Origin of the sequence: Streptomyces griseosporeus, assembly GCF_014656055.1 — a bacterium.
GTDB lineage: Bacteria > Actinomycetota > Actinomycetes > Streptomycetales > Streptomycetaceae > Streptomyces > Streptomyces griseosporeus.
In genome coordinates this window covers 447,565-469,417 of sequence record NZ_BNBR01000002.1, presented here as the reverse complement: position 1 = coordinate 469,417, position 21,853 = coordinate 447,565, and the positions used below count along the sequence as shown (strand labels likewise).

The 21,853-nt window shown below is 74.2% G+C and carries 17 protein-coding genes; 6 read left to right on the top strand and 11 right to left on the bottom strand.

The window, feature by feature from the left end; all coding sequences use genetic code 11:
• The first annotated feature begins 124 nt into the window (after nt 1–124).
• Nucleotides 125–1,600, top strand: a complete 1,476-nt coding sequence (locus IE308_RS11100) for an MFS transporter (RefSeq protein ID WP_229908830.1) — start codon at nt 125–127, stop codon at nt 1,598–1,600.
• Between the two features lie 12 nt (nt 1,601–1,612).
• Here the strand turns inward: IE308_RS11100 and IE308_RS11095 are convergent, their stop codons facing one another.
• The 8 genes from IE308_RS11095 to IE308_RS11060 all read right to left on the bottom strand — a co-directional run bounded on the left by IE308_RS11095 (nt 1,613) and on the right by IE308_RS11060 (nt 10,741).
• Nucleotides 1,613–2,023, bottom strand: a complete 411-nt coding sequence (locus IE308_RS11095) for a DUF6010 family protein (protein ID WP_190217742.1) — start codon at nt 2,021–2,023, stop codon at nt 1,613–1,615.
• Nucleotides 2,024–2,161: 138 nt separating this feature from the next.
• Complete coding sequence (locus IE308_RS11090) at nt 2,162–4,054, bottom strand: DUF2264 domain-containing protein (protein WP_190217741.1); 1,893 nt, start codon at nt 4,052–4,054, stop codon at nt 2,162–2,164.
• A complete protein-coding gene (locus IE308_RS11085) occupies nt 4,051–5,070 on the bottom strand; it encodes a hydroxyacid dehydrogenase (protein WP_190217740.1) in 1,020 nt (339 codons plus the stop codon). Before IE308_RS11085 ends, IE308_RS11090 begins: the two co-directional genes overlap by 4 nt.
• A gap of 51 nt (nt 5,071–5,121) precedes the next feature.
• Nucleotides 5,122–5,985: a carbohydrate ABC transporter permease gene (locus IE308_RS11080; RefSeq protein WP_190217739.1), complete on the bottom strand. Its 864-nt coding sequence runs from the start codon at nt 5,983–5,985 to the stop codon at nt 5,122–5,124.
• Nucleotides 5,982–6,959, bottom strand: coding sequence for a carbohydrate ABC transporter permease (locus tag IE308_RS11075; RefSeq protein ID WP_190217738.1), 978 nt, complete (start codon nt 6,957–6,959; stop codon nt 5,982–5,984). The genes IE308_RS11080 and IE308_RS11075 overlap by 4 nt, the downstream gene beginning before the upstream one ends.
• Before the next feature lie 50 nt (nt 6,960–7,009).
• Entirely contained in the window at nt 7,010–8,341 is a 1,332-nt protein-coding gene (locus IE308_RS11070) for an ABC transporter substrate-binding protein (protein WP_190217737.1), read from the bottom strand.
• A 118-nt stretch (nt 8,342–8,459) separates the two neighbouring features.
• On the bottom strand, nt 8,460–9,569 hold the full coding sequence (locus tag IE308_RS11065) for a substrate-binding domain-containing protein (protein ID WP_190217736.1): 1,110 nt from the start codon (nt 9,567–9,569) through the stop codon (nt 8,460–8,462).
• 233 nt (nt 9,570–9,802) lie between these two features.
• Nucleotides 9,803–10,741 carry a LysR family transcriptional regulator gene (locus IE308_RS11060; RefSeq protein WP_190217735.1) on the bottom strand — a complete coding sequence of 313 codons (939 nt, stop codon included), beginning with the start codon at nt 10,739–10,741 and terminating at the stop codon, nt 9,803–9,805.
• 131 nt (nt 10,742–10,872) lie between these two features.
• Here IE308_RS11060 and IE308_RS11055 point away from each other — a divergent pair, with 131 nt between their 5' ends.
• Both IE308_RS11055 and IE308_RS11050 read left to right on the top strand, forming a co-directional pair.
• The gene (locus IE308_RS11055) at nt 10,873–12,336 is read left to right on the top strand and encodes an MFS transporter (RefSeq protein WP_229908829.1); all 1,464 of its coding nucleotides are present in this window, start codon (nt 10,873–10,875) and stop codon (nt 12,334–12,336) included.
• A 70-nt stretch (nt 12,337–12,406) separates the two neighbouring features.
• Nucleotides 12,407–13,237 carry a chitosanase gene (locus IE308_RS11050; RefSeq protein ID WP_190218278.1) on the top strand — a complete coding sequence of 277 codons (831 nt, stop codon included), beginning with the start codon at nt 12,407–12,409 and terminating at the stop codon, nt 13,235–13,237.
• Nucleotides 13,238–13,356: 119 nt separating this feature from the next.
• On the opposite strand, the gene IE308_RS11045 is transcribed toward IE308_RS11050, so the two are convergent.
• Both IE308_RS11045 and IE308_RS11040 read right to left on the bottom strand, forming a co-directional pair.
• Entirely contained in the window at nt 13,357–14,448 is a 1,092-nt protein-coding gene (locus IE308_RS11045) for a TolB-like translocation protein (protein WP_190217734.1), read from the bottom strand.
• Nucleotides 14,449–14,516: 68 nt separating this feature from the next.
• A complete protein-coding gene (locus IE308_RS11040; RefSeq protein ID WP_190217733.1) occupies nt 14,517–14,948 on the bottom strand; it encodes a MarR family winged helix-turn-helix transcriptional regulator in 432 nt (143 codons plus the stop codon).
• A 167-nt stretch (nt 14,949–15,115) separates the two neighbouring features.
• Between IE308_RS11040 and IE308_RS11035 the strand changes: the two genes are divergently transcribed.
• The 3 genes from IE308_RS11035 (at nt 15,116) to IE308_RS11025 (ending at nt 20,673) form a co-directional block, all read left to right on the top strand.
• A complete protein-coding gene (locus IE308_RS11035) occupies nt 15,116–16,567 on the top strand; it encodes a DHA2 family efflux MFS transporter permease subunit (RefSeq protein WP_229908828.1) in 1,452 nt (483 codons plus the stop codon).
• 96 nt (nt 16,568–16,663) lie between these two features.
• The gene (locus IE308_RS11030) at nt 16,664–20,038 is read left to right on the top strand and encodes a pyruvate carboxylase (protein ID WP_190218277.1); all 3,375 of its coding nucleotides are present in this window, start codon (nt 16,664–16,666) and stop codon (nt 20,036–20,038) included.
• Between the two features lie 98 nt (nt 20,039–20,136).
• Nucleotides 20,137–20,673, top strand: a complete 537-nt coding sequence (locus IE308_RS11025) for a VOC family protein (protein ID WP_190217732.1) — start codon at nt 20,137–20,139, stop codon at nt 20,671–20,673.
• On the opposite strand, the gene IE308_RS11020 is transcribed toward IE308_RS11025, so the two are convergent.
• The gene (locus IE308_RS11020; RefSeq protein ID WP_229908827.1) at nt 20,654–21,844 is read right to left on the bottom strand and encodes a CPBP family intramembrane glutamic endopeptidase; all 1,191 of its coding nucleotides are present in this window, start codon (nt 21,842–21,844) and stop codon (nt 20,654–20,656) included. The genes IE308_RS11025 and IE308_RS11020 overlap by 20 nt on opposite strands.
• Nucleotides 21,845–21,853: the final 9 nt, after the last annotated feature.

Below are 21,853 nucleotides of genomic sequence, written 5' to 3'. Positions count from 1 at the left end.
CCAGGGAACCCTCTCGCCGCCGGTTTCACCCGCCGCCCACGGGTGACGCGGGACAAGGTGTGGCGCCGGACCGCCCGGCGGTGCCGGTGCCACGGTCCGACCGGTGGCGAGGAGAGGAGCCCGCGTGGGAGCCGAGACACCGGCGCGCGCCGGCCGGCAGCGGTGGAAGGCCCTGTGGGTCACGCTGGTGACCGGGTTCATGAGCCTGCTCGACGTGACGATCGTCGCGGTGGCCCTGCCCTCCCTCCAGCGCGGCCTGCACGCCTCCGCCGCCTCGGTGCAGTGGGTCGTCTCCGGCTACGCACTGGCGTTCGCGCTGGCCCTGGTGCCGGCCGGGCGCCTCGGCGACGCGGTGGGCAGGCGCCGTATCTTCCTGTGCGCGCTGGCCGCCTTCGTGGTGTGCAGCGCCGCGGCGGGCGCCGCGCCCACGGTCGCGCTGCTCGTCGTGGCGCGCGTCGCCCAGGGAGTGGCCGCCGGCTGTCTCGCCCCGCAGAACTCCGCGCTGATCCAGCAGATGTTCCGCGGCGCGGAACGCGGACGCGCCTTCGGCCTCTTCGGCGCCACCGTCGGCGTGTCCAGCGCCGTCGGCCCCGTCGTCGGCGGCCTCATCCTGACGCTCGCCTCCGGGCCGGAGGGCTGGCGCTGGATCTTCTACGTCAACGTGCCGGTCGGCGCGACCGCGCTGCTGCTCGGCGCCCGCCTGCTGCCCCGCGTGGCGCCCGGCCGCGGGCAGCGGCTCGACCTGCCCGGGGTCGCCCTGCTCGGCGCGGGCGTCCTGGCGCTGATGCTGCCGCTGGTGTTCGCGGAGGCCGGCGGGACGGCCCGGCTGTGGTGGCTGTTCCCGGCCGGCGCCGCGCTGCTGGCCGTCTTCGCGCGCTGGGAGCACCGGGTCACCGCGCGCGGCGGCCAGCCGCTGCTCGACCCGCGCCTGGCCACCGGCACCCGCGGCTACCTAGCGGGCGCCACGCTCGCCGCCCTGTACTTCGTCGGGTTCAGCGGGGTCTGGCTCGTCTTCGCGCTGTTCTTCCAGAACGGCCTCGGCTACTCGCCGCTGCGGTCCGGGCTCGCGGTCACCCCGTTCGCGCTCGGCTCGGCGGCCGCCGCCGTCGTCGCCGGGCGGCTGGTGGAGCGGCTGGGCCGGCTGCTCACCGTGTGGGGGCTGGTCACCGTGATGGCCGGGCTCGGCACGGCCGCCCTGCTGCTGCGCCTCGCTCCGGCCGGCGCCCTGCCCTGGCTCACCGCCCCCGCCCTGCTCGTGGGCGGCCTGGGCAGCGGCTGCGTCATCTCCCCCAACGTCACCATGACCCTGCGGGACGTCCCGGTGCGGATGGCGGGCGCGGCCGGAGGCGCGCTGCAGACGGGCCAGCGGCTCGGCGGCGCGGTCGGTACGGCGCTCCTGCCCGGCCTGTTCTACCTGGTGCTGAACGCCACCGGCGACGACTACCGGACCGCCGTCGCCCTCGCCGTCGGCGCGGGGACCGCCGCCATGCTCGCCGCGTTCACCGTGGCGGTCACGGACTGGCGGCACGACCGGCGCGCCCGGGCCCGGACCCGCGCCGAGGAACGGACGGACCGCCACACGCACGTCGGCCGCTGCTGAGCGGCCCACGGATCAGGAGGCCGGCTGCCGCGCGGCGACCGGCCCGCGCAGCCACGCCCGCGGCGGGAGACCGCCCCGCAGACACCACAGCGCGATGACCGGGTCGCAGATCGCGCAGCCGAACGAGGAGTCGTGCAGGAACGGGATGATCGGCTGTCCCTTGAGGTGGTGCACGATGTCCCAGACGGTGTGCAGCAGCCACGCAACGCCGATCAAGGTCCACGACTCCAGGCCCCGGTAGGCGGCATAGGTGGCGACGGCCGTGAACGCGAACTCCCAGCCGCCCAGCGCTCCGCCGCTGAGATAGGCGGCGCCCGCCCCGCCCACCATGAGGGCGTTGAAGCGGCGCCGGTGCGGCTCACGGATGAGGGACATCAGCAGGGCGTAGACGATTCCGATGACGACGGGCATGACGTACGGCATACGGGTGCTCTCTCGTGCTCTCTCGCGGGGCGGACGGGATGTCCCGACGCTATGCGGGAACTCCGGCCCGCCCCAGGGGCGTTCGTGACGGCTTCCGACGGGATGTCGCCACGGCCGTCCCTCACGCCCGGCCCTCCCTCACGCCGTCGTGTGCGTCACCTCCACCGGCTCGAACGACACCCGGGTGCGCGCCCCGTCCGCCCAGACGACCTCCGCCGACGTCTCGTCCACCCTGGTCCCGGTGACCGCGCCGGACAGCGGTGCGGCATCGCTCTCGCCGGTCAGCGTGGCCAGGCACACGTGCAGCGACGTACCGCCCGCCGCCCCGCCGAGCCGGGGCACCTGGGCCCAGCGCGTGAAGGCCGTCCCCTGCGGGGCACGCACCACGTCCACGGGTGCGTCCCAGCCGTGCAGCGGGTGCAGCGCCGAGACCAGCGGCTCCTCGGGGCCGGTGGCCCAACCGGTGTGCGTGAGCCGGGCGCCCGGCGGCGCCCCGACCACCCGGTGCACGCGCAGCTCGTACCGCCCGTACGCGACCGTGACGCTCTCCACCCGCAGCCCCGGCACCATGGGCGGCCCGGCCGTGAACACCGGCTGGTGCCAGGACGCCGCCCAGCCCCAGCCGTCGCCGTGCCCGGCGCCGAGCGGACGGAGGCGGCGCCGGACGCTGCCCCGGCCGGCGACCCGCACCGACAGATGGTTGTCCGCGGCGTTGCCGGGCGCGGTCGGCCCGGTCCGCGTGGAGTAGGCCTGCCGGCCGTAGTGCGGGTCGTCCTCCGCGGCCGCCTCGCCTTCGTGCGGGCGCACATGGTCGCTGCCGTGGTTGTGCAGCCGTACGATCCCGTCCGCGCGCGTCGCCTGCACCAGCAGCCCCGGCGCGGGCAGCGCCAGCACCCGGTCGGCCTCCTCCACCGGCGCCGCCTCCTCACGCACGGTCCACAGCGGGTGCTCGGCCGGCGCCAGCAGCGCGACGAACGCCTTCGACGCCCAGTACGGCGAGGCCGGACCCGAGTAGGACTGCAGCGTCGGCTCGTGCGGGCCGTACCAGCCCAGGCTCAGCAGCCCGTCCCCGGTGAGCGCGCCCCGCTCCAGGAAGTGGCGCAGGCTGCCGCTGGCCAGCCGCCGCGAGGCGCCCGGCGTCAGCGGGGTGTGGCCGGTCAGCGCGCCCAGCGAGACGGCCGCGGAGGCGGCGAAGCGGTACGCCAGCGACCGCCCGAAGTGCAGTGGCGCCCCGTCGGCGCCGAACATCAGGCCGTAGCCCTCCAGGTGGGAGCGCAGCCGGGCGCCGCAGCGCCCGGACAGCTCGCCGTCCCCGGACAGGTGGGCGTCCAGCACCGGGTACAGGTGCAGGGCCCAGCCGTTGTAGTGGTCGAAGGCGCGGCCGTCGCCGTCGGCGTACCAGCCGTCGCCCCGGTACCAGGTCTCCATCAGCTCCAGCGCCCGCTCCCGGGCCGCCGCCGTCTCCGCGTCGCCGCGGCCCACCGACTCCAGGAACCCGGCGACTGTGAACGGGAAGAGGTACCAGTTGTTCGGCGCGGGCGTGTGGCGCAGCGCCCCGCGCAGCCACTCCTCCACCCGGTCCTGCACGTCCTCGTCGAGGTGCTTCCACAGCCACGGCGCGGTCAGCCTGAGACCCAGCGCGACCGACGCGGACTCCACCATCGGCTGGCCCTGCACGTCGTGGTCGAGGATCACCGGCCAGGACTCGGTGTCGTCCCGGCCCGGCGTGCGGGTGCCCGCGGCGAGGCCGCGCGCGTACCGCTCCAGCCAGCCGTGCGGATCCGCGCCCCCGGCGCCCGCGACGCGGAACGCGGCGGCGAGAAACGTGCGCGCGTAGCCCTCCAGTCCGTCGGAGCGCACCCCCGAGCGCGAGGGCCGGCCGGGCAGGTCGAGCAGCGCGCCGCCCGGCGTGGCCCACCGCCACGCCGCCGCGAGCAGCCCGTCCGCGACGGCCTCCCAGTGGGCGCGGGTGTAACCGGTGAACGGACTCGGCTCGCGGTCCTCCGGGGGCAGTTCGAACGGGATGCTCATGCCAGGAACGCCAGCCTTTCGCGTCGTACGGGATGGAGGAAGCCGGCGCCGGAGGCCCAGCGGGCCGCCTCGGCGACCGCCAGCTCGGCCAGGCGCCGCCACTCGTTGCCCTGGGACCCGGCCAGGTGCGGGGTGATCAGCACGTTCTCGCACTCCCACAACGGGTGGTCCGGCGGCAGCACTTCGGGCTCGGTGACATCGAGGACCGCGCGGATCCGGCCGGCCAGCGCGGCCTCGGTGAGCGCCTCCTGGTCGACGACCGCCCCGCGCGCGGTGTTGATCAGTACGGCGCCGGGACGCATCGCCCCGATCAGCTCCCGGCTCACCAGACCCCGGGTGGTGGGCAGCAGCGGGGTGTGCACGCTGACGGTGTCGCAGCGGGCGAACAGCTCCGCCGGCTCCACCCGCTCCACCCCCAGCTCGTCGGCGTCCGTCACGTACGGGTCGTACAGCAGGACGTCCAGGTCGTGCGGGCGCAGCAGCTCGATGACGCGGCGGCCGATCAGCGACGCCGACAGGATGCCCACCGTGCGGCGGTAGTTGCCGACCGTGCGCGGGGTGCGCAGCCAGTCCGCGCGGGCGCGGGCCGACCGGTAGGCCCGCGCCCGCTCCAGCACCTCCTTGCCGCTCAGCAGGATCATCGCGAGCGTGTACTCGGCGACCGGCAGGGCGTTGGCCGCGGCGGCCGACGACACCTCGATGCCGCGCTCCCAGCAGGCGTCGGTGACATGGGCGCGCACACTGCCCGCGGTGTGCACCACGGCCCGCAGCCGGGGCGCCGCCGCGAGGACCGCCTCGTCCAGCGGCGGGCAGCCCCAGCCGGTCACCAGCAGGTCCACGTCGGCGAGCACGGCACGGGCCCGAGGGGTCGTCAGATCGTCGAGGACGGGCGGCGGGACGAGGTCGCAGATCGCGCCGAGCGCCGCCAGCGACTCGGCGTCGAGGACGGCGGCCGCGGCGTCGGCGGACATGGCCAGGGCGGCGCGGGGGCGCGCGCCGGGCGTTGCTTCGGTCATCGGAACGGGGTGACTCCCATCGGGGTGAGACGCGGCTCCCATCGGGCGGTCCTACTTCACGGCGCCGGCGGTCAGACCGCTGCGCCAGAACCGCTGGAGCAGGGCGAAGGCGAGGACGAGCGGCAGCACGGCGAGCAGCGAACCCATGATCACCACCGGGTAGTACTCGGGGGACACGGACGCCGAGCTGTTCCAGGTGTACAGGCCGAGACCGACCGGATACAGGTCCTGGTCGGACAGCATCACCATGGGCAGGAAGAAGTTGTTCCAGATGGCCGTGAGCTGGAAGAGGAAGACGGTGACAAGGCCGGGGCCGAGCATCCGCAGCGACACGCGCGCGTACATCGCCAGTTCGCCCGCGCCGTCGATGCGGGCCGCCTCCAGGACCTCGTCGGGTACGTAGCCCTGGCTGAAGATCCGGCCGAGGTAGACACCGAACGGGTTGAACAGCACCGGGACGAACACCGCCCAGAAGGTGTTGACCAGCCCGGCCTGTGAGGCCATCAGGTACAGCGGCAGCGCGAGCACGGTCTGCGGCACCATCACCGCCGCCAGCACCAGCCCGAACAGCTTCTCCTTGTGCCGGAAGCGGTACTTGTCGAAGGCGTACCCGCAGGCCACGCTCACCAGCGAGCCGACGGCCGCGCCGAGCACCGCGTACAGCAGGCTGTTGGCGTACCAGCGGCCGTACTGGCCGTCGTCCATGGTGAACAGGTCCCGCAGGTTGGTGAGGAAGGAGAAGTCGCCGAAGGACAGCAGGTCGCTGCCGAACAGGGCGTCCCGGTCCTTCGCCGCCGCCAGCACCAACCACAGCACCGGCAGCAGCGTGTACAGGACGAAGACGCCGACGACCGTGTTGACGGTGGCGCGGCCCAGCAGCCTCGGGCGCGGCGAGGTGCTGTCGGCGGAGCTCATCGGGCCTCCCGGGCGGCGGAGTCGGTGCGGCTGGTGAGGCGGGTGACGCCGTAGGACAGGGCGATCGTGCAGACCAGCAGCACCACCGAGGCGGCCGCCGCGAGGCTGTAGTTGTTGCGGGTGAACGCCGCGTCGTAGATGTACATGCTCGGTGAGAACCGTGAGTTGATCATCGGGGAGGACTGGCTGAGCAGCATCGGCTCGGTGAACAGCTGCAGCGACCAGATCAGCGTGAACATCGCCACCATCACGATCGACGCGCGCACCAGCGGCGTCTTCACCTGGAGCGCGGTGCGCACGGGGCCCGCCCCGTCGACGACGGCGGCCTCGATCACCTCGCGGGGCACGGCCTGCAGCGCGGCGTAGAAGACCACCGTGTTGTAGCCGAGGTTGCTCCACAGGGCGATGTTCACCAGGGAGGGCAGCACGGTGTGCAGACCGAGGAAGTCGATCGTGATGTCGGCGCGGGCGAACAGGTCGACGACCGGGCTGATCCCGGGCGTGTACAGGTACAGCCAGATCAGCGCGGCGATGATGCCGGGCACGGCGTGCGGCAGGAACAGCCCGAGCTGCGCCCAGGCCCGCAGCCGTACCACGCCGGAGTCCAGCAGCAGCGCCAGCGCGAGCGCGCCGGCGACCATCAGCGGGATGTAGACCAGGCAGTACAGGGCGACGGTGCCGAGTCCGCCGAGGAAGGTCGGGTCGGTGAGGACGGCGGCGTAGGAGCGCAGTCCGACGAAGACGGTCTGTTCGGGGCCGAAGCCCAGGCCGGGCTGGTCGTCGCTGTAGAAGCTGAGGTAGACGGCCGTGCCGACGGGCACCAGGAAGACGGTGGCCAGCAGGGCGAAGAACGGCGTCATCAGCACACCGCAGGCGGTGAGCCGGCGGCGCCGGGCCGTGCGGCGGGCCCGCGGCGCCGAGGCCGCGGGCGGTGGCGCCGGGGCGGTCACCGGCCGCTGGGTGGTCGCGGTCATGGGGGAGTGTCACCTGCCTTTCGGGGCGGCTCAGGTGCTGGGCCGGTGGCTCAGGTGCTGTGCTGGGTGGTCGTCAGGCCCAGGGCCCTCAGGTCGGGCATGGTGCCGTCCTGCGCGGCGCGGACCGCGTCGACGAGGGAGCCCTGGCCGGCGCCGACGCGGGCGAAGGCGTCCTGCATGACCTTCTGCGTGGCGCTCATCCGCGGCCCCCACACCCAGCCGTCGCGGATCTTCGCCGCCTCCTGCCGGAACAGGGTGTAGATGTCCTGCCCGCCGTAGTACGACCGGTCGAACGCCTCCCTGCCCACGGCGACCAGCGCGGAGGCGGCCGGGTACTGGCTGCTGGTGCCGCTGGACAGGCGGGCGCGCAGCGCGTCGGGGTGCGAGACCTGCCACTCGATGAACTCCATGGCGGCCTCGGGATGCCGGCAGTCCTTGGTGACGGCGAAGGTGGAACCGCCGTGCGTGCCCACGTACGGCCGTTTCTCGTCCCACTGCGGCAGCGGCGCGATCCGCCACCGGCCCTTCTGCGCGGGCCGGGCTTTCATCTGCGCGCCGGCGTCCCACGCGCCGCTGAGCCGGGTGAGCACCAGCCCGTCGCCGATCTGCGCGTCGGCCTGCCGGCTCTCGACGCCGTTGGCGAAGACGTCGCCGCGGTCGATGAGGCGCTGCCAGTACGCCGCCACACGCCGGGTGGGCGCGTCGGCGAGGGAGACGTTCCAGGCGCCGCGCGAGGTGTCGAACCAGTGCGCGCCGGCCTGCCAGGCCCAGGCGGCGAAGTGCGGCATCCCGTCGGTCGGGAACAGCGCCAGCCGCCGCTCCGGCGCCCGGCGCCGTACGGCCGCCGCCAGCTCCGCGAACTCCTCCCAGGTACGCGGCACCCGGAAGCCGTACCGTTCGAACAGGTCGGCGCGGTAGTGCAGGACCATCGGCTCGACGTCCAGCGGCACGCTGAACGTCCGGCCCTGGAAGGTGGTCAGGCCGAGCGCCTGCGGCAGCAGCCTGGCCCGCAGCGCGTCGCTGAGCAGGCCGGTGATGTCGCGGGCGACGCCGTCGATGGCGAAGCCCGGCACCTGCGGGTACTCGATCGTGGCGACGTCGGGCGCGTTGCCGGCCCGGGCGGCGTTGCTGAGCTTGGCGTAGCCGCCCTGCCCGCCGGCGGGGATCTGCTGGAAGTCGACCTGGACGCGGTCGTGGGTGCGGTTGAAGGCGTCGACCACCTCCCGGCTGCCGCGCAGCGCGGACCAGAAGGTGATGCGCGTGGTCTTGCTGGTGCTGCGCGACCGGCCGCCTCCGCCGCCGCTGCAGGCGCTCACGGCTCCTGTCAGCGGCGCGGCGGTCATCGCGGCGAGCACCGATCGACGGCTGCGTCGACCGGGCATGGCGCCTCCCGCGGCTCCTGCGTGTCGTCGGACACGGCTGTTGGGGACACGGGAATCCTCATCGCCACAGAGCGAACGGTCAATAGATCGCTCAGAAGAAAATGAAACGATCAAACGCTCATCGAGAGCCTTGGGGGTCCTCGGACGGACTCTGTGTCGACCCGCGGACGGTCAGCGTCGGCAGGAGTTCCACCCGGCGCACCGACGGGCCCGCGGCCCGCTCCGGGTCCAGCCGCTCCAGCAGCAGCCGGGCGGCGACCCGGCCGACCTCCGCCTTGGGCGGCGCCACCGCCGTCAGCGGCGTGATGCCGAGACCCGCGACCACGTCGTCGTAGGCCACCACCGAGCAGTCCTGCGGCACCCGCACCCCGCTGTCCGCCAGCCGCTGCACCAGCATCAGCGCGTCCACGTCCCCGTGCAGCACCGCCGCCGTCGCCCCGGTCCGGCGCAGCAGCTCCGGCAGCTCCGCCGTCTCCTCGTCGGTGTACGGCCCGTCGTGCCCGGCCTCCGCCGCGCTCAGCGCCCACGCCCACGCCTCCACCAGCGGGTGGGCGGCGGCGATCCCGGCGAAGGCGGCCCGCAGCGTACGGGCGGTGGGACTGTCGTCGCGGGTGGCGAACACGATCCGCCGGTGCCCCAGCCCGACCAGATGCTCGACCGCCAGATGGGCGCCGTACCAGTGGTCGGAGCAGACCGAGTCCATCGCGTGCAGCGGGCTGCCCGGCCGCGGACGCCGCTCCATCAGCGCCGCCGGCACGTCCAGCGCCGCCAGCCACTCCTGGTCGGCCTCCTCCCCGGCCCGGCTGCGCCAGCGCGGCGCCAGCAGCAGCCCCCGCGCCCCGTCCGCCAGCGCCCGCTCCACCAACGGCCGCTCGGCGCCCGCCACCTGCGGCGCGATGTGCAGCGCGATGCGCAGCCCGGCCGCCTCCAGCACCGAACGCGCCCCGTGCAGCGTCTCCGACAGGTACGAGTGCCGCTCCGGCACCACGACGGCCACCGGGTCGCCCTCCGCCGCACGCCGCGTCGGCAGCTCCTCGGCCGCCAGCGTGGAGCGCACCACGCCGTGCCCGCGGCGCAGCCTGCCCTCCCGGGTCAGCTCCTCCACGTCGCGGCGCACCGTCACCACCGACACCTGCAGTTCGGCGGCGAGATCGCTGACCCGCGCGCTGCCGCGGGCCTGCACCGCGGCCAGAATCCGCTGCCGCCTGACATCGACCGGCTCCCGCACGAGGCCTCCCGACCCGGAGTGTTCGTTTGAGCGATATGGCGCATCCTATCGATCGTCCGAGACCCCCAGGGTGCGCCGCCGGTCAGACGTCGCCCGGCTGCCGAGGTGACGGGCTCACCCCAGGGACGGCGCGGGCACCGCCGTCCGCCGGGTCCGCTCCCGCGTCACCTCATCGTCCGAGACTCCCAGGTACGCCGCCGGTCGGACGTCGCCCGCCTGCCGGGGTGACGGGCTCACCCCAGGGACGGCGCGGGCACCGCCGTCCGCCGGGTCCGCTCCCGCGTCACCTCCGCCGCCGCGTCACGGGCGGCCCGGGCGAAGTCACGTACCGCCGGCGTGACGTCCGCGGCCCGCCACAGCAGGGCGTACGCGGTCGGTGCCACGTCCGTGAGGGGGACGTAGGCGACCCCGGGGCGGGCGTGGTAGGTCGCCGTGTGCGCGGGGACCGGCAGCGCGCCCCGGCCGCCGGCGACCAGCATCAGCGCCTCCTGCATGTTGGTCACGGCGGGACCGCGGGCGATCGGACGGCCGCTCGGCGTGCGGGCCGGGGCGTGGTGCTCCCGCCAGTAGCCGGGCACGTCCCCGTCGATCGTCAGCAGCGGCACGTCCGCCAGATCCTCCAGCGAGACGGCGCTCCGGGCGGCGAGCGGATGTCCGGCGGCCACCGCGAGCACCCGCTCCTCGGTGCACAGCACCGGGCTCAGGCCCAGGTCGCCCTCCCGCACCGGGAGTTCGTTGACCTGGACGTCGAACTCGCCCTTGCGCAGCAGCCCGTACGGATCGGCCAGCGGCACCTCGCAGATCTCCACGGCGAGCCCGGGGCGCGTCACGCGCAGCGCCTCCGCCGCCTTCAGGACGATCTCGCCGGTCAGCGGGTGCCCGAAGCCGACGAACAGCCGTGTGTCGATGCCGCGGGCGGTCGCGGCGGCCCGCTCCAGCGCGGCCTCGATCGCCCGGTGGTGCGGTTCGAGGTCGGCACGCAGCTGCCGGCCGATCGCGGTGAGCGCGACCCGGCGGCTGGTCCGTGTGAACAGCGGCGCCCCGACGCGGCGTTCGAGCCGCTGCACGAGCTGGCTCACCCGGGCCCGGGACAGCCGCATCCGCTCGGCCGTACGGCCGAAGTGCAGCTCCTGCGCGAGCAGCAGGAAACACTCCAGTTCATCGCGCTCCATCGGCGTTCTCCCAGGTCCCGCGGATCGGTAAGCCTGGCTGAACGAACGTTGCGATCTTCGCCGTTGTTCCCCGTCGCGCCCCGGCCGAGGGTGAGGAGACCTTCCGATCCCCCTTCTCCCGAGGAACAGACGTGAGCGGAACAGACCTGAGTACACCGCCATCACAGGGCGCCTTCAGCGCACGCGAGTGGGGCGTCCTGCTCGTCCTGTGCGGGGCGATCTTCCTGGAGGGCATCGACGTGGCGATGCTCAACGTCGCCCTGCCGTCCATCCGCGCCGACCTGGGCCTGTCCACCGGCTCCCTGCACTGGGTCATGAGCGCCTACGTCCTCGGATACGGCGGCTTCATGCTGGTCGGCGGGCGCGCCGCCGACCTCTTCGGGCGGCGCCGGATGTTCGTCCTCTGGCTCCTGGTCTTCCTGCTCTTCTCCGGGCTGGGCGGCCTCGCCACCGAGGAACGGACGCTCATCGCCGCCCGGTTCGTCAGCGGCGTCGCCGCCGCCTTCATGACCCCGGCCGGCCTGTCGATCATCACGACCGGCTTCGCGGAGGGGCCCCGGCGCACCAAGGCCCTGCTGTTCTACTCCGGCACCGCCGCCGGGGGCTTCTCCATCGGCCTGGTCGCCGGCGGGCTGCTCACCACGATCGGCTGGCGCTGGGTGTTCTTCGCGCCGGTGCTGCTCTCCGCCGTCGTCCTGGTCGCGGCGCTCGCCCTCGTGCCCCGGCAGGCGCCGCCCGACCGCACCGGGCAGCGCCTGGACCTGGCAGGTGCCCTCACCGTCACCGCCGCGGTCGTCCTGCTCGTCCTCGGCGTCGAACGCGCCGCGCACACCGGTCTCGCCGGGACCGCCGGCACACTCGCCGCCGGCCTCGCCCTGCTCGCCGTGTTCGTCGCCGTCGAACGCCGTACGGCGGCCCCGCTGGTCCGTCTCGGCCTCCTGCGCAGCGCCCCGCTCGTGCGGGCCAACCTCGTCGGGCTGCTCTTCGCGGGCGGCTTCTTCGGCTTCCAGTTCGTGCTCGTGCTCTACCTGCAGGAGCTGCGCGGCTGGTCGACCCTGCGGACCAGCCTCGCCATGGTCGTCGCCGGCATCGACGCGATCCTCTCCCCGGTCCTGACGCCCAGGCTCGTGCGCCGCTTCGGCAACGCCCGCGTCATCCTCGCCGGGCTGCTGCTGGCCGCCCTGGCCTACGCGCTGTTCCTGCCCCTGGGGGCGGACTGGACGTACCTCGTGATGCTCCCCGGCCTGATCCTCGTCGGCCTCGCGTTCGCCCTCGCCTACGGCCCGCTCACCATCGTCGCCACCGAGGGCGTCCGGGAGGAGGAGCAGGGCCTGGCCGGCGGACTGCTCTACACGTCCTTCCAGTTCGGCGCGGCCCTCGGCCTCTCCGCGGTCACCGCCGTCAACGTCGCCGCCACGGCGTCCCCGGCCCCCGCCGACCTGCTCGACGGCTACCGGGCGGCCCTGGCGGTGCCGTTCTCCGCGGCCCTGCTCGCCGCGGTGCTCGCGGCGTTCGGCCTGCGCCGCCGCAAGGATGCCTCTCGTTCGAAGCTACGAACTTCCGCGCCGCCTCGTGACGCCTCCCTCAAGGCCTGATAGGAAACTTTACTAACAGTGCAGGTACGGACCAACTCCCCACCCCCCACACTCCCTTGGAGTCCCCGTGATGCATGCCAGCCGCAGGACGGCTCTCACCCTGCTGGCGGCCGTCGCCGCCGCCCCGGTGCTCGCGGCCCCCCGGGCCGCCGCACTCCCCACCGCCCCCGCCGGCGCCGCGCCGGCCACCGCCTCAGGACTCGACGACCCGGCGAAGAAGGAGATCGCCATGCAGCTCGTGTCGAGCGCGGAGAACTCCTCGCTCGACTGGAAGGCGCAGTACCCCTACATCGAGGACATCCGCGACGGACGCGGCTACACCGCCGGCATCATCGGCTTCTGCTCCGGTACCGGCGACATGCTCGACCTCGTCGAGCTGTACACCGCGCGCGTGCCGGGCAACGTCCTGGCCCGCTACCTCCCGGCGCTGCGCCGGGTCGACGGCACCGACTCCCACGAGGGCCTGGACCCCGGCTTCCCGGGCGACTGGCGCCGGGCCGCCCGCGACCGCGAGTTCCAGCGCGCCCAGAACGACGAACGCGACCGCGTCTACTTCGACCCCGCCGTCCGGCAGGGCAAGGCGGACGGGCTCGGCGTGCTCGGCCAGTTCGCGTACTACGACGCCGTCGTCATGCACGGCGACGGCACCGACCGGACGAGCTTCCGCAGCATCCGCAAGCGGGCCCTGCGCCGGGCCCAGCCGCCGGCGCAGGGCGGCGACGAGGTCACCTACCTGGACGCCTTCCTCGACGCGCGGGTGTGGGCGATGAAGCAGGAGGAGGCCCACAGCGACACCAGCCGCGTCGACACGGCCCAGCGGGTCTTCCTGCGCGAGGGCAACCTGAACCTCGACACGCCGCTGGACTGGAAGGTGTACGGCGACAGTTACCACATCGGCTGACGGTCACCGCGCCGGCCTCGACCGGCGGACATCGCATCGACCGGTCCCGGGCCCTGCCCGGGACCCACGGCCGGTGAGCGCGGCCCGCCGGAGGCGACCGGCGGGCCGCGCCGCGTCCGTCAGCCCTCGTCCGCCGGCTCCCACACCTCCACCCGGGTGCCGTCCCCGGCCACCGTCCACCACGCGCCGCCGCCCGCCGGGCGGACCGGCCCCGCCACCGGGCGCGGGTAGGCGACCGCACCGCGCAGGGTCATGCCGGCGGTGTCCACCAGCCAGTGACGGGCGGGGTGCCGTCCGCCGTCGCTCGCGGTGGTGCCGGCGACGGCCAGGCGCTCGCCGACGAACGCCGCCTCGAAGTCCCAGTACACCCGGCCCCCGCCGGGCAGGGCCGGTACGGCGCCGTGCGCGTCGAGGTCCCGCAGGACCGCGCCGTCCTCGGCCGCGCGCAGATACAGCGCGTCCTGCTGCACGTCGGTGGCGAGCAGGTGCCGGCCGGACGGGCTCGCGTCGAGCAGCACCGTCTCGGCGCCGACCGTGCACACGGACAGCGTGCGGCCGTCCCAGCGGCCCCACAGTGCCGGCGAGCCCTCCTCGCCCTCGCCGATGCTCAGCCCCATCTGCGCCGGGTCGGGGTGCGGGGTGTGGAACGAGCCGGCGGCCACCGTGCCGGTGCCCGTGAGGCCCAGCACCCGGCCGTCGGCCGCGTCGAGCACGAGCCAGAACTCGTCGTCCTCGTCGTCCACGTCCGCAAGGGCGTCCGCGTGGTCCGGGAGCGGGCCGAGGACGTGCGCCCAGACCAGCTTGCCGTCGGGGGAGAAGGCGGCCGAACCGCCGTCGGGCCGGCCGCCGTGCTCCACCGGGTCGTCCGCGTACTCGGCGAACTCCCGGTGCAGCTCGGGGCATTCACCGGACCAGCAGCCGTGCCGCACCTCCCACAGCACGGCCCCGGACACGTCCACGCAGCGCACCGCGTGCGTCCCGGCGAACACGGCCGTACGTCCGTCCGGGGAGACGGTGGCCGTGCCGAAGCGACGCGGCCAGGGAGCGGGAAACCGCACGGCCTCGCCCGAGTCCGCGTCCACCACGGCGAGTTCGGCGTCACCGCGCTGCATGACGAGCCGGCGCCCCGCCTGAGGCAGAAGCTCGGGCGCGTCCGCGGACCCGGGGTCCAGCGGCACTTCGACGGTGGCGACGAGACGGGCGGCGGGCACGGGGTCCTCCGACGCGGGGGAGACGGGACGTGGACCCGTCCACCCTAGGGGGCGCGCCCGCGCCCCCCTCAGGCCGTGGCCTCCCGGATGCGGGCGAGCAGACCGCGCAGCCTGGCCCGGTCGTCCTCGTCCAGGGCCGCCGTGGCCTCCGCGAGCGCCAGCCGGTCGATCTCCTCCGCCTCCCGGTGACACGTCACGCCCTCTTCGGTCAGGCGCACCAGGAACGCCCGCCGGTCCTCCGGATGGCGCACGCGCTCCACCAGCCCGTCCCGCTCCAGGCTGTCGACCAGACTGGTCGTCGTCCGCGCCGCCACGCCCGTCATCTCGCTCAGGTCCCGCATCCGCAGCGGCTCCTCGGCGCGGGCGAGCATCCGCAGCGCCCGCAGCCGGGCCACCGACGCCCCCTTCTCGCGCAGCCGCGCCTCGACGAACAGACGCAGTCGATGGGTCGTTTCGAACAGTTCGTCGATCAGGATGTCGCTGCTGCCGTGCACCGCCATGGCCGTCCCCGCTTTCCGTACCGGAAAACCCATTCTATGTGCACGCGCATAGTGAGTATGCTCAGCATGTGTTGTCGTTGCCTCGTCGCCTGCTTGCGTCCCGTCCGTCGTCCCCTCGTTCCTTCCGCCCGAGTCAGCGCCTCGTCGTCCCGGTCGTCTGCGTCTGCGTGACGTTCATCGCCATCGCCGACGGAGCCATCACCACCGTGGCGCTCCCCTCGATCGCCCGTCAGTTCCACCTGACCACCGCCGCCCTGGACGGCGTCGTCGTGGTCTACCCGGTGTGCCTGGCCATGGCCATCCCCGCCTCGGCCTGGCTGGTGGAGCGCTTCGGCGGCAAACGCGTCCTGCTTACCGCCATGACCGGCTTCCTCGCCTCCTCCCTGCTCTGCGGGGCCGCGGCCGACCTGGGCCAGCTCGTCGCCTTCCGCGCGATCCAGGGCGTCTCGGCGGGCGTGCTCTTCCCGGCCTCCGCCGCCCTGCTGTTCGCCACCTTCACCACCGCCGAGCAGGTCCGGCTCCAGCGCTACATGATCGTCCCGCAGCAGATAGCCCCGGCCGCCGCACCCGTCGTCGGCGGTCTGCTCGTGGACCACCTCTCCTGGCGCTGGGTCTTCTACGTCAACCTGCCCGTGGGCCTGCCCGCCGTCGTGTTCGGCGCGCTGTTCCTGGCCGGCCGCCGCGGCGCCCGCCCCGGCCGCTTCGACCTGCCCGGCCTGCTGCTGAGCGCCGCCGCCCTCGGCGCCCTGATGTACGGCGTCTGCGAGGGGCCGAACCGCGGCTGGTCCGACCCGGCGGTCCTCACCGCCCTCGCGCTCGGCGCGGTCCTGCTCGCCGTCGCCGTCGCCGTCGAACTGCGCACCACCGCGCCGCTGCTGAAGCTGCGCCTCTTCGCCGACCGGCTCTTCCGCGACACCAACCTCATCAACCTGATCGGCCTGGTGCCCATCATGGGCGCCCTGTACCTGGGGCCGCTCTTCCTCCAGCAGGCCCAGGGCCGCAGCGCCCTGGAGTCGGGCACCAGCACCTTCCCCGAGGCCTTCGGCGTGCTGCTGACCGTCCAGGCCGTCGGCGTCCTGTACGCCCGCATCGGACCGCGGATCATCGTCGGCTGCAGCCTCGTCGCCGTCAGCGCCGTCCTGCTGCTCTTCGCCACCTGCGACGCGGACACCGGCCTGTGGACGTTCCGCGCCTACATGTTCCTCTTCGGCATCGCCATCGGCGGCTTCTTCATCCCGACGACCGTCGCCTCCCTGGCCACCCTGCCCCGCGCGGACATCGCCCAGGCCTCCACCCTGAACACCGTCGTACGGCAGACCGGGGGCGCCCTCGCACCGGCCGCCGTCACCACCGTCCTCGTCCTCGGCACCCCCGGCGCGGCCGCGGCCGACCCGCCCGTGACCGCGTACCAGTACGCCTATCTGGCCCTGGCCGCGCTCGCCGCGCTCACCGCCGTCCTCGCCTTCACCCTGCCCGACGGCCCGGCCCGCGCCGCCGCCCGCGGCACGACGGCCGCCCACCGGTCCGGCCCGGCGGCGGCACGTCAGGAGGACGCGGACGGCGGCACGTACGGCGGCGGCACGCGCCGGGACCCGCACGAGAGCACCCACGGGAGCTGACCGCACCCCGCGCGGCAAGTGGAATTGCTCACATGGCGTGCCGGGGACACCGCCGACACCATGGTGTCCGTCACCGGCAGGCTGAAGGGGTCGTACATGTTCCGCAAGGTGCTGGTCGCCAACCGCGGTGAGATCGCGATTCGCGCGTTCCGAGCCGGCTACGAGCTGGGCGCGCGAACCGTCGCCGTCTTCCCCCACGAGGACCGCAACTCGCTGCACCGGCTGAAGGCCGACGAGGCCTACGAGATCGGCCGGCCCGGCCACCCCGTGCGGGCCTACCTCTCCGTCGAGGAGATCGTCCGCGCCGCCCGGCAGGCCGGCGCCGACGCCGTCTATCCGGGCTACGGCTTCCTCTCCGAGAACCCCGACCTGGCGCGGGCCTGCGAGGAGGCCGGCATCACCTTCGTCGGACCGAGCGCCGACATCCTGGAGCTGACCGGCAACAAGGCCCGCGCGGTGGCCGCCGCCCGCGAGGCCGGCGTCCCCGTCCTCGGCTCCTCCGCGCCCTCCAACGACGTCGACGAACTCGTCCGCGCCGCCGGCACCATCGGCTTCCCCGTCTTCGTCAAGGCCGTCGCGGGCGGCGGCGGTCGCGGCATGCGCCGCGTCGAGGACCCCGCCCAGCTCCGCGAGTCCATCGAGGCCGCCTCCCGCGAGGCGGCCTCCGCCTTCGGCGACCCCACGGTCTTCCTGGAGAAGGCCGTCGTCGAACCCCGCCACATCGAGGTGCAGATCCTCGCCGACGGCGAGGGCAACGTCATCCACCTGTTCGAACGCGACTGTTCGGTGCAGCGCCGCCACCAGAAGGTCATCGAGCTGGCGCCCGCCCCCAACCTCGACCCGGAGCTGCGCGACCGCATCTGCGCCGACGCCGTCCGCTTCGCCCGGCAGATCGGCTACCGCAACGCGGGCACCGTCGAGTTCCTCCTCGACCGCGACGGCAACCACGTCTTCATCGAGATGAACCCGCGCATCCAGGTCGAGCACACCGTCACCGAAGAGGTCACCGACGTCGACCTCGTCCAGGCCCAGCTGCGCATCGCCGCCGGCGAGACCCTCGCCGGCCTCGGCCTGTCCCAGGACACCGTCCGGCTGCGCGGCGCGGCCCTGCAGTGCCGCATCACCACCGAGGACCCGGCCAACGGCTTCCGCCCGGACACCGGCCGCATCAGCGCCTACCGCTCACCCGGCGGCTCCGGCATCCGCCTAGACGGCGGCACCACCCACGCCGGTACGGAGATCAGCGCGCACTTCGACTCCATGCTGGTGAAGCTCACCTGCCGGGGCCGCGACTTCACCACCGCCGTCAACCGCGCCCGGCGCGCGGTCGCCGAGTTCCGCATCCGCGGCGTCGCCACCAACATCCCCTTCCTCCAGGCGGTCCTGGACGACCCGGACTTCCAGGCCGGCCGGGTCACCACCTCCTTCATCGAGCAGCGCCCGCACCTGCTGACGGCCCGTCACTCCGCGGACCGCGGCACCAAGCTGCTCACCTACCTCGCCGACGTCACCGTCAACAAGCCGCACGGCGAGCGGCCCGACCTGATCGACCCGCTGACCAAACTGCCCCCGCTGCCCGCCGGGGACGCACCGGCCGGCTCCCGGCAGCGCCTCGCCGAACTCGGCCCCGAGGGCTTCGCCCGCCGGCTGCGCGAGTCACCCACCATCGGCGTCACCGACACCACCTTCCGCGACGCCCACCAGTCGCTGCTCGCGACGCGGGTGCGCACCAAGGACATGCTCGCCGTCGCCCCCGTCGTCGCCCGCACCCTGCCGCAGATGCTCTCCCTGGAGTGCTGGGGCGGCGCCACCTACGACGTCGCCCTGCGCTTCCTCGCCGAGGACCCCTGGGAGCGGCTGGCCGCCCTGCGCGAGGCGGTCCCCAACATCTGCCTGCAGATGCTGCTGCGCGGCCGCAACACCGTCGGCTACACGCCGTACCCCACCGAGGTCACCGACGCCTTCGTGCAGGAGGCCGCCGCCACCGGCATCGACATCTTCCGCATCTTCGACGCCCTCAACGACGTCGACCAGATGCGCCCCGCCATCCAGGCCGTACGGGAGACCGGCACCGCGATCGCCGAGGTCGCCCTCTGCTACACCTCCGACCTGTCCGACCCGGCGGAGCGGCTCTACACCCTCGACTACTACCTCCGCCTCGCCGAGAAGATCGTCGACGCCGGCGCCCACGTCATCGCCGTCAAGGACATGGCGGGCCTGCTGCGCGCCCCGGCCGCCGCCACGCTCGTCTCCGCGCTGCGCCGCGAGTTCGACCTGCCGGTCCACCTGCACACCCACGACACCGCCGGCGGCCAGCTCGCCACCTACCTCGCCGCCATCCAGGCAGGCGCGGACGCCGTCGACGGCGCCGTGGCCTCCATGGCCGGCACGACCTCCCAGCCGTCCCTGTCGGCGATCGTCGCCGCCACCGACCACTCCGAACGGCCCACCGGCCTGGACCTCCAGGCCGTCGGCGACCTGGAGCCGTACTGGGAGAGCGTCCGCAAGGTCTACGCCCCCTTCGAGGCCGGCCTCGCCTCCCCGACCGGGCGCGTCTACCACCACGAGATCCCCGGCGGCCAGCTGTCCAACCTGCGCACCCAGGCCATCGCGCTCGGCCTCGGCGACCGCTTCGAGGAGATCGAGGCGATGTACGCCGCCGCCGACCGCATCCTCGGCCGGCTGGTCAAGGTCACCCCGTCCTCCAAGGTGGTCGGCGACCTCGCCCTGCACCTGGTCGGCGCCGGGGTGTCCCCGCGGGACTTCGAGGCGGAACCCGGCCGCTTCGACATCCCCGACTCGGTCATCGGCTTCCTCCGCGGCGAGCTGGGCACCCCGCCCGGCGGCTGGCCCGAGCCGTTCCGCACCAAGGCGCTGCGCGGCCGCGCCGAGGCCAAGCCGGTCCAGGAGCTGACCGACGACGACCGCGAGGGCCTGGCCAAGGACCGCCGCACCACGCTCAACCGGCTGCTGTTCCCCGGCCCGACCCGCGAGTTCGACACGCACCGCCAGGCCTTCGGCGACACCAGCGTCCTCGACAGCAAGGACTTCTTCTACGGCCTGCGCCCCGGCAAGGAGTACGCCGTCGACCTCGAACCCGGCGTCCGCCTGCTCATCGAGCTGCAGGCGATCGGCGAGGCCGACGAGCGCGGCATGCGCACCGTGATGTCCTCGCTCAACGGCCAGCTGCGCCCCATCCAGGTCCGCGACCGGGCCGCCGCCTCCGACGTCCCCGTCACCGAGAAGGCCGACCGGTCCAACCCCGGCCATGTCGCCGCCCCCTTCGCCGGCGTGGTCACCCTCGCCGTCGCCGAGGGCGACCAGGTGGAGGCGGGCGCCACCGTCGCCACCATCGAGGCGATGAAGATGGAGGCCGCCATCACCGCCCCCAAGGCCGGCACGGTGGGCCGCCTCGCCATCAATCGCATCCAGCAGGTGGAGGGCGGCGACCTGCTCGTCGAACTCGCCTGAGGCTCCGCGACGCCACCGAGGCCCCGAGTAGGACGGAAGGTGTCCTACTCGGGGCCTACGGTCGTTCCGTACCGAAGGACACCGTCGAAAGGGCCGCCATGTCCCCGCAGCACACTGCCGCACCTGAGGGCTACACCACCGTCGCGCCCTGGGTGGTCACCGACGACACCGGGGCCTTCCTCGACTACGTCACCGAGGTGTTCGAGGGCGAGGAACTCGGGCGCGTCCCCACCGAGGACGGCGCCATCGGACACGGCGAGATCCGGGTCGGCGACACGGTCGTCCTGGCCTTCGACCGGCGCGAGGGCTGGCCCGCCCTGCCGAGCCTGCTGCGCGTCTTCGTCCCCGACGCCGACGCGGCCCTCGCCCGGGCCGTCGCCGCCGGAGGACAGGTCGTCACGCCGGTGGCGAACGACGCCTTCGGCATGCGCGGCGGCCGGATCAAGGACCCCTTCGGGAACGTCTGGTGGGTCGTCGCCCGCGTGGAGAGCGTCTCCGAGGAGGAGATGTGGCGGCGGCTGGGGGAGCCGGAGTACGCCGCGGCCATGCGCGTGGCCCAGGAGACGCTCGACGCCGAGCTGACCGGCCGGGGCCACGGGCGCTCCAGCGCACCCGTCAGGACGACGGCCGGCTGACCTGACCGCCCGCCTCCGGACCGGCGTCCGCCTCCGGGCCGACGGGCGGCGCGGCCGGGGGAGGGGGAGGGGCGTACCCGGGTACCGGACCGGTGTGCGGCGGCGTGCCGTACGGCGGAATGCCGTAGGGGTGCATGCCGTACGGCGGCCAGGTGCCCGCCGGTCCGGCGTACGACGGCGGTGTCTCCGGCGCGGGCGGGCTCACCGTCCGCAGGCGGCGGCGCTGGGCCAGCCACAGCACGGCGGCGGCGTACAGCAGCACCATCGGGATGTCGACGACCGCGCCCACCCAGTCCATGTCGGCGGCCGTCTCGTCGGACTCCAGCGCCCCGGCGATGCCCGCCGCGACGCCCATCCCGATCAGGTTGTTCAGCACGTGCAGGGCGATCCCGGCCTCCAGCCCGCCGGTGCGGATCGCCAGCACCGCGCAGACGACGCCGAAGACGACCAGGTCGGCGAAGCCCCACGCGGTGCCCCAGCCGTGCGCCGCCGCGAACAGCAGCGCCTGCGGCACGACCGGGATCCACGGCCACCGGACCCACGCGCCGACCGCCTGCACCAGCCAGCCCCGGAAGACGTACTCCTCGGCCGCCGCCTGGAACGGCACCGTCAGACAGACCGCGGCGAGGCCGTACAGGAAGGTGGGCAGGCCCACCCAGTCCATGCCCTGCGCGTCACCGCCCGCGTCCCCCGACTCCGGGATCAGCATCGACACCCCGAACGACAGAAGGATCAGCGGCAGCGCCAGCGCCAGGCACCCGGCGAGCCAGCGCCACCGCAGCCGCCCGGCCACCGACGACACCGTGCCCGCCGGCCGCGCCTGGATCCAGCGCGCGGTCAGCAGCACCACCGGCAGCGCGACGGCTATCGTCACCAGCGAGATCGCCGTGTCGGCGACGCCGCCCCAGGAGCGCATGTCGTCGGCGTCGAGCGGACGGTCCAGCGCGGCGCCTGCGACCTCGGAGACCACGACGATCACCAGCATCAGCACGAACACGCCGACGGTCACCACGGCCGTCCCCACCAGCGGCCGCCACCAGCGGTGCCGCCCGGTCGCCAGGGCCATCCGGTGGTACGGCAGCTCGCCCACCGGCCGGGGAGGCTCGGGGTACGGGGGGAGCGGCGGGGCCGGGTAGGGGCCGTACGGCGGGCCGTAGAACTGCGTCGTCATGACCGGAAG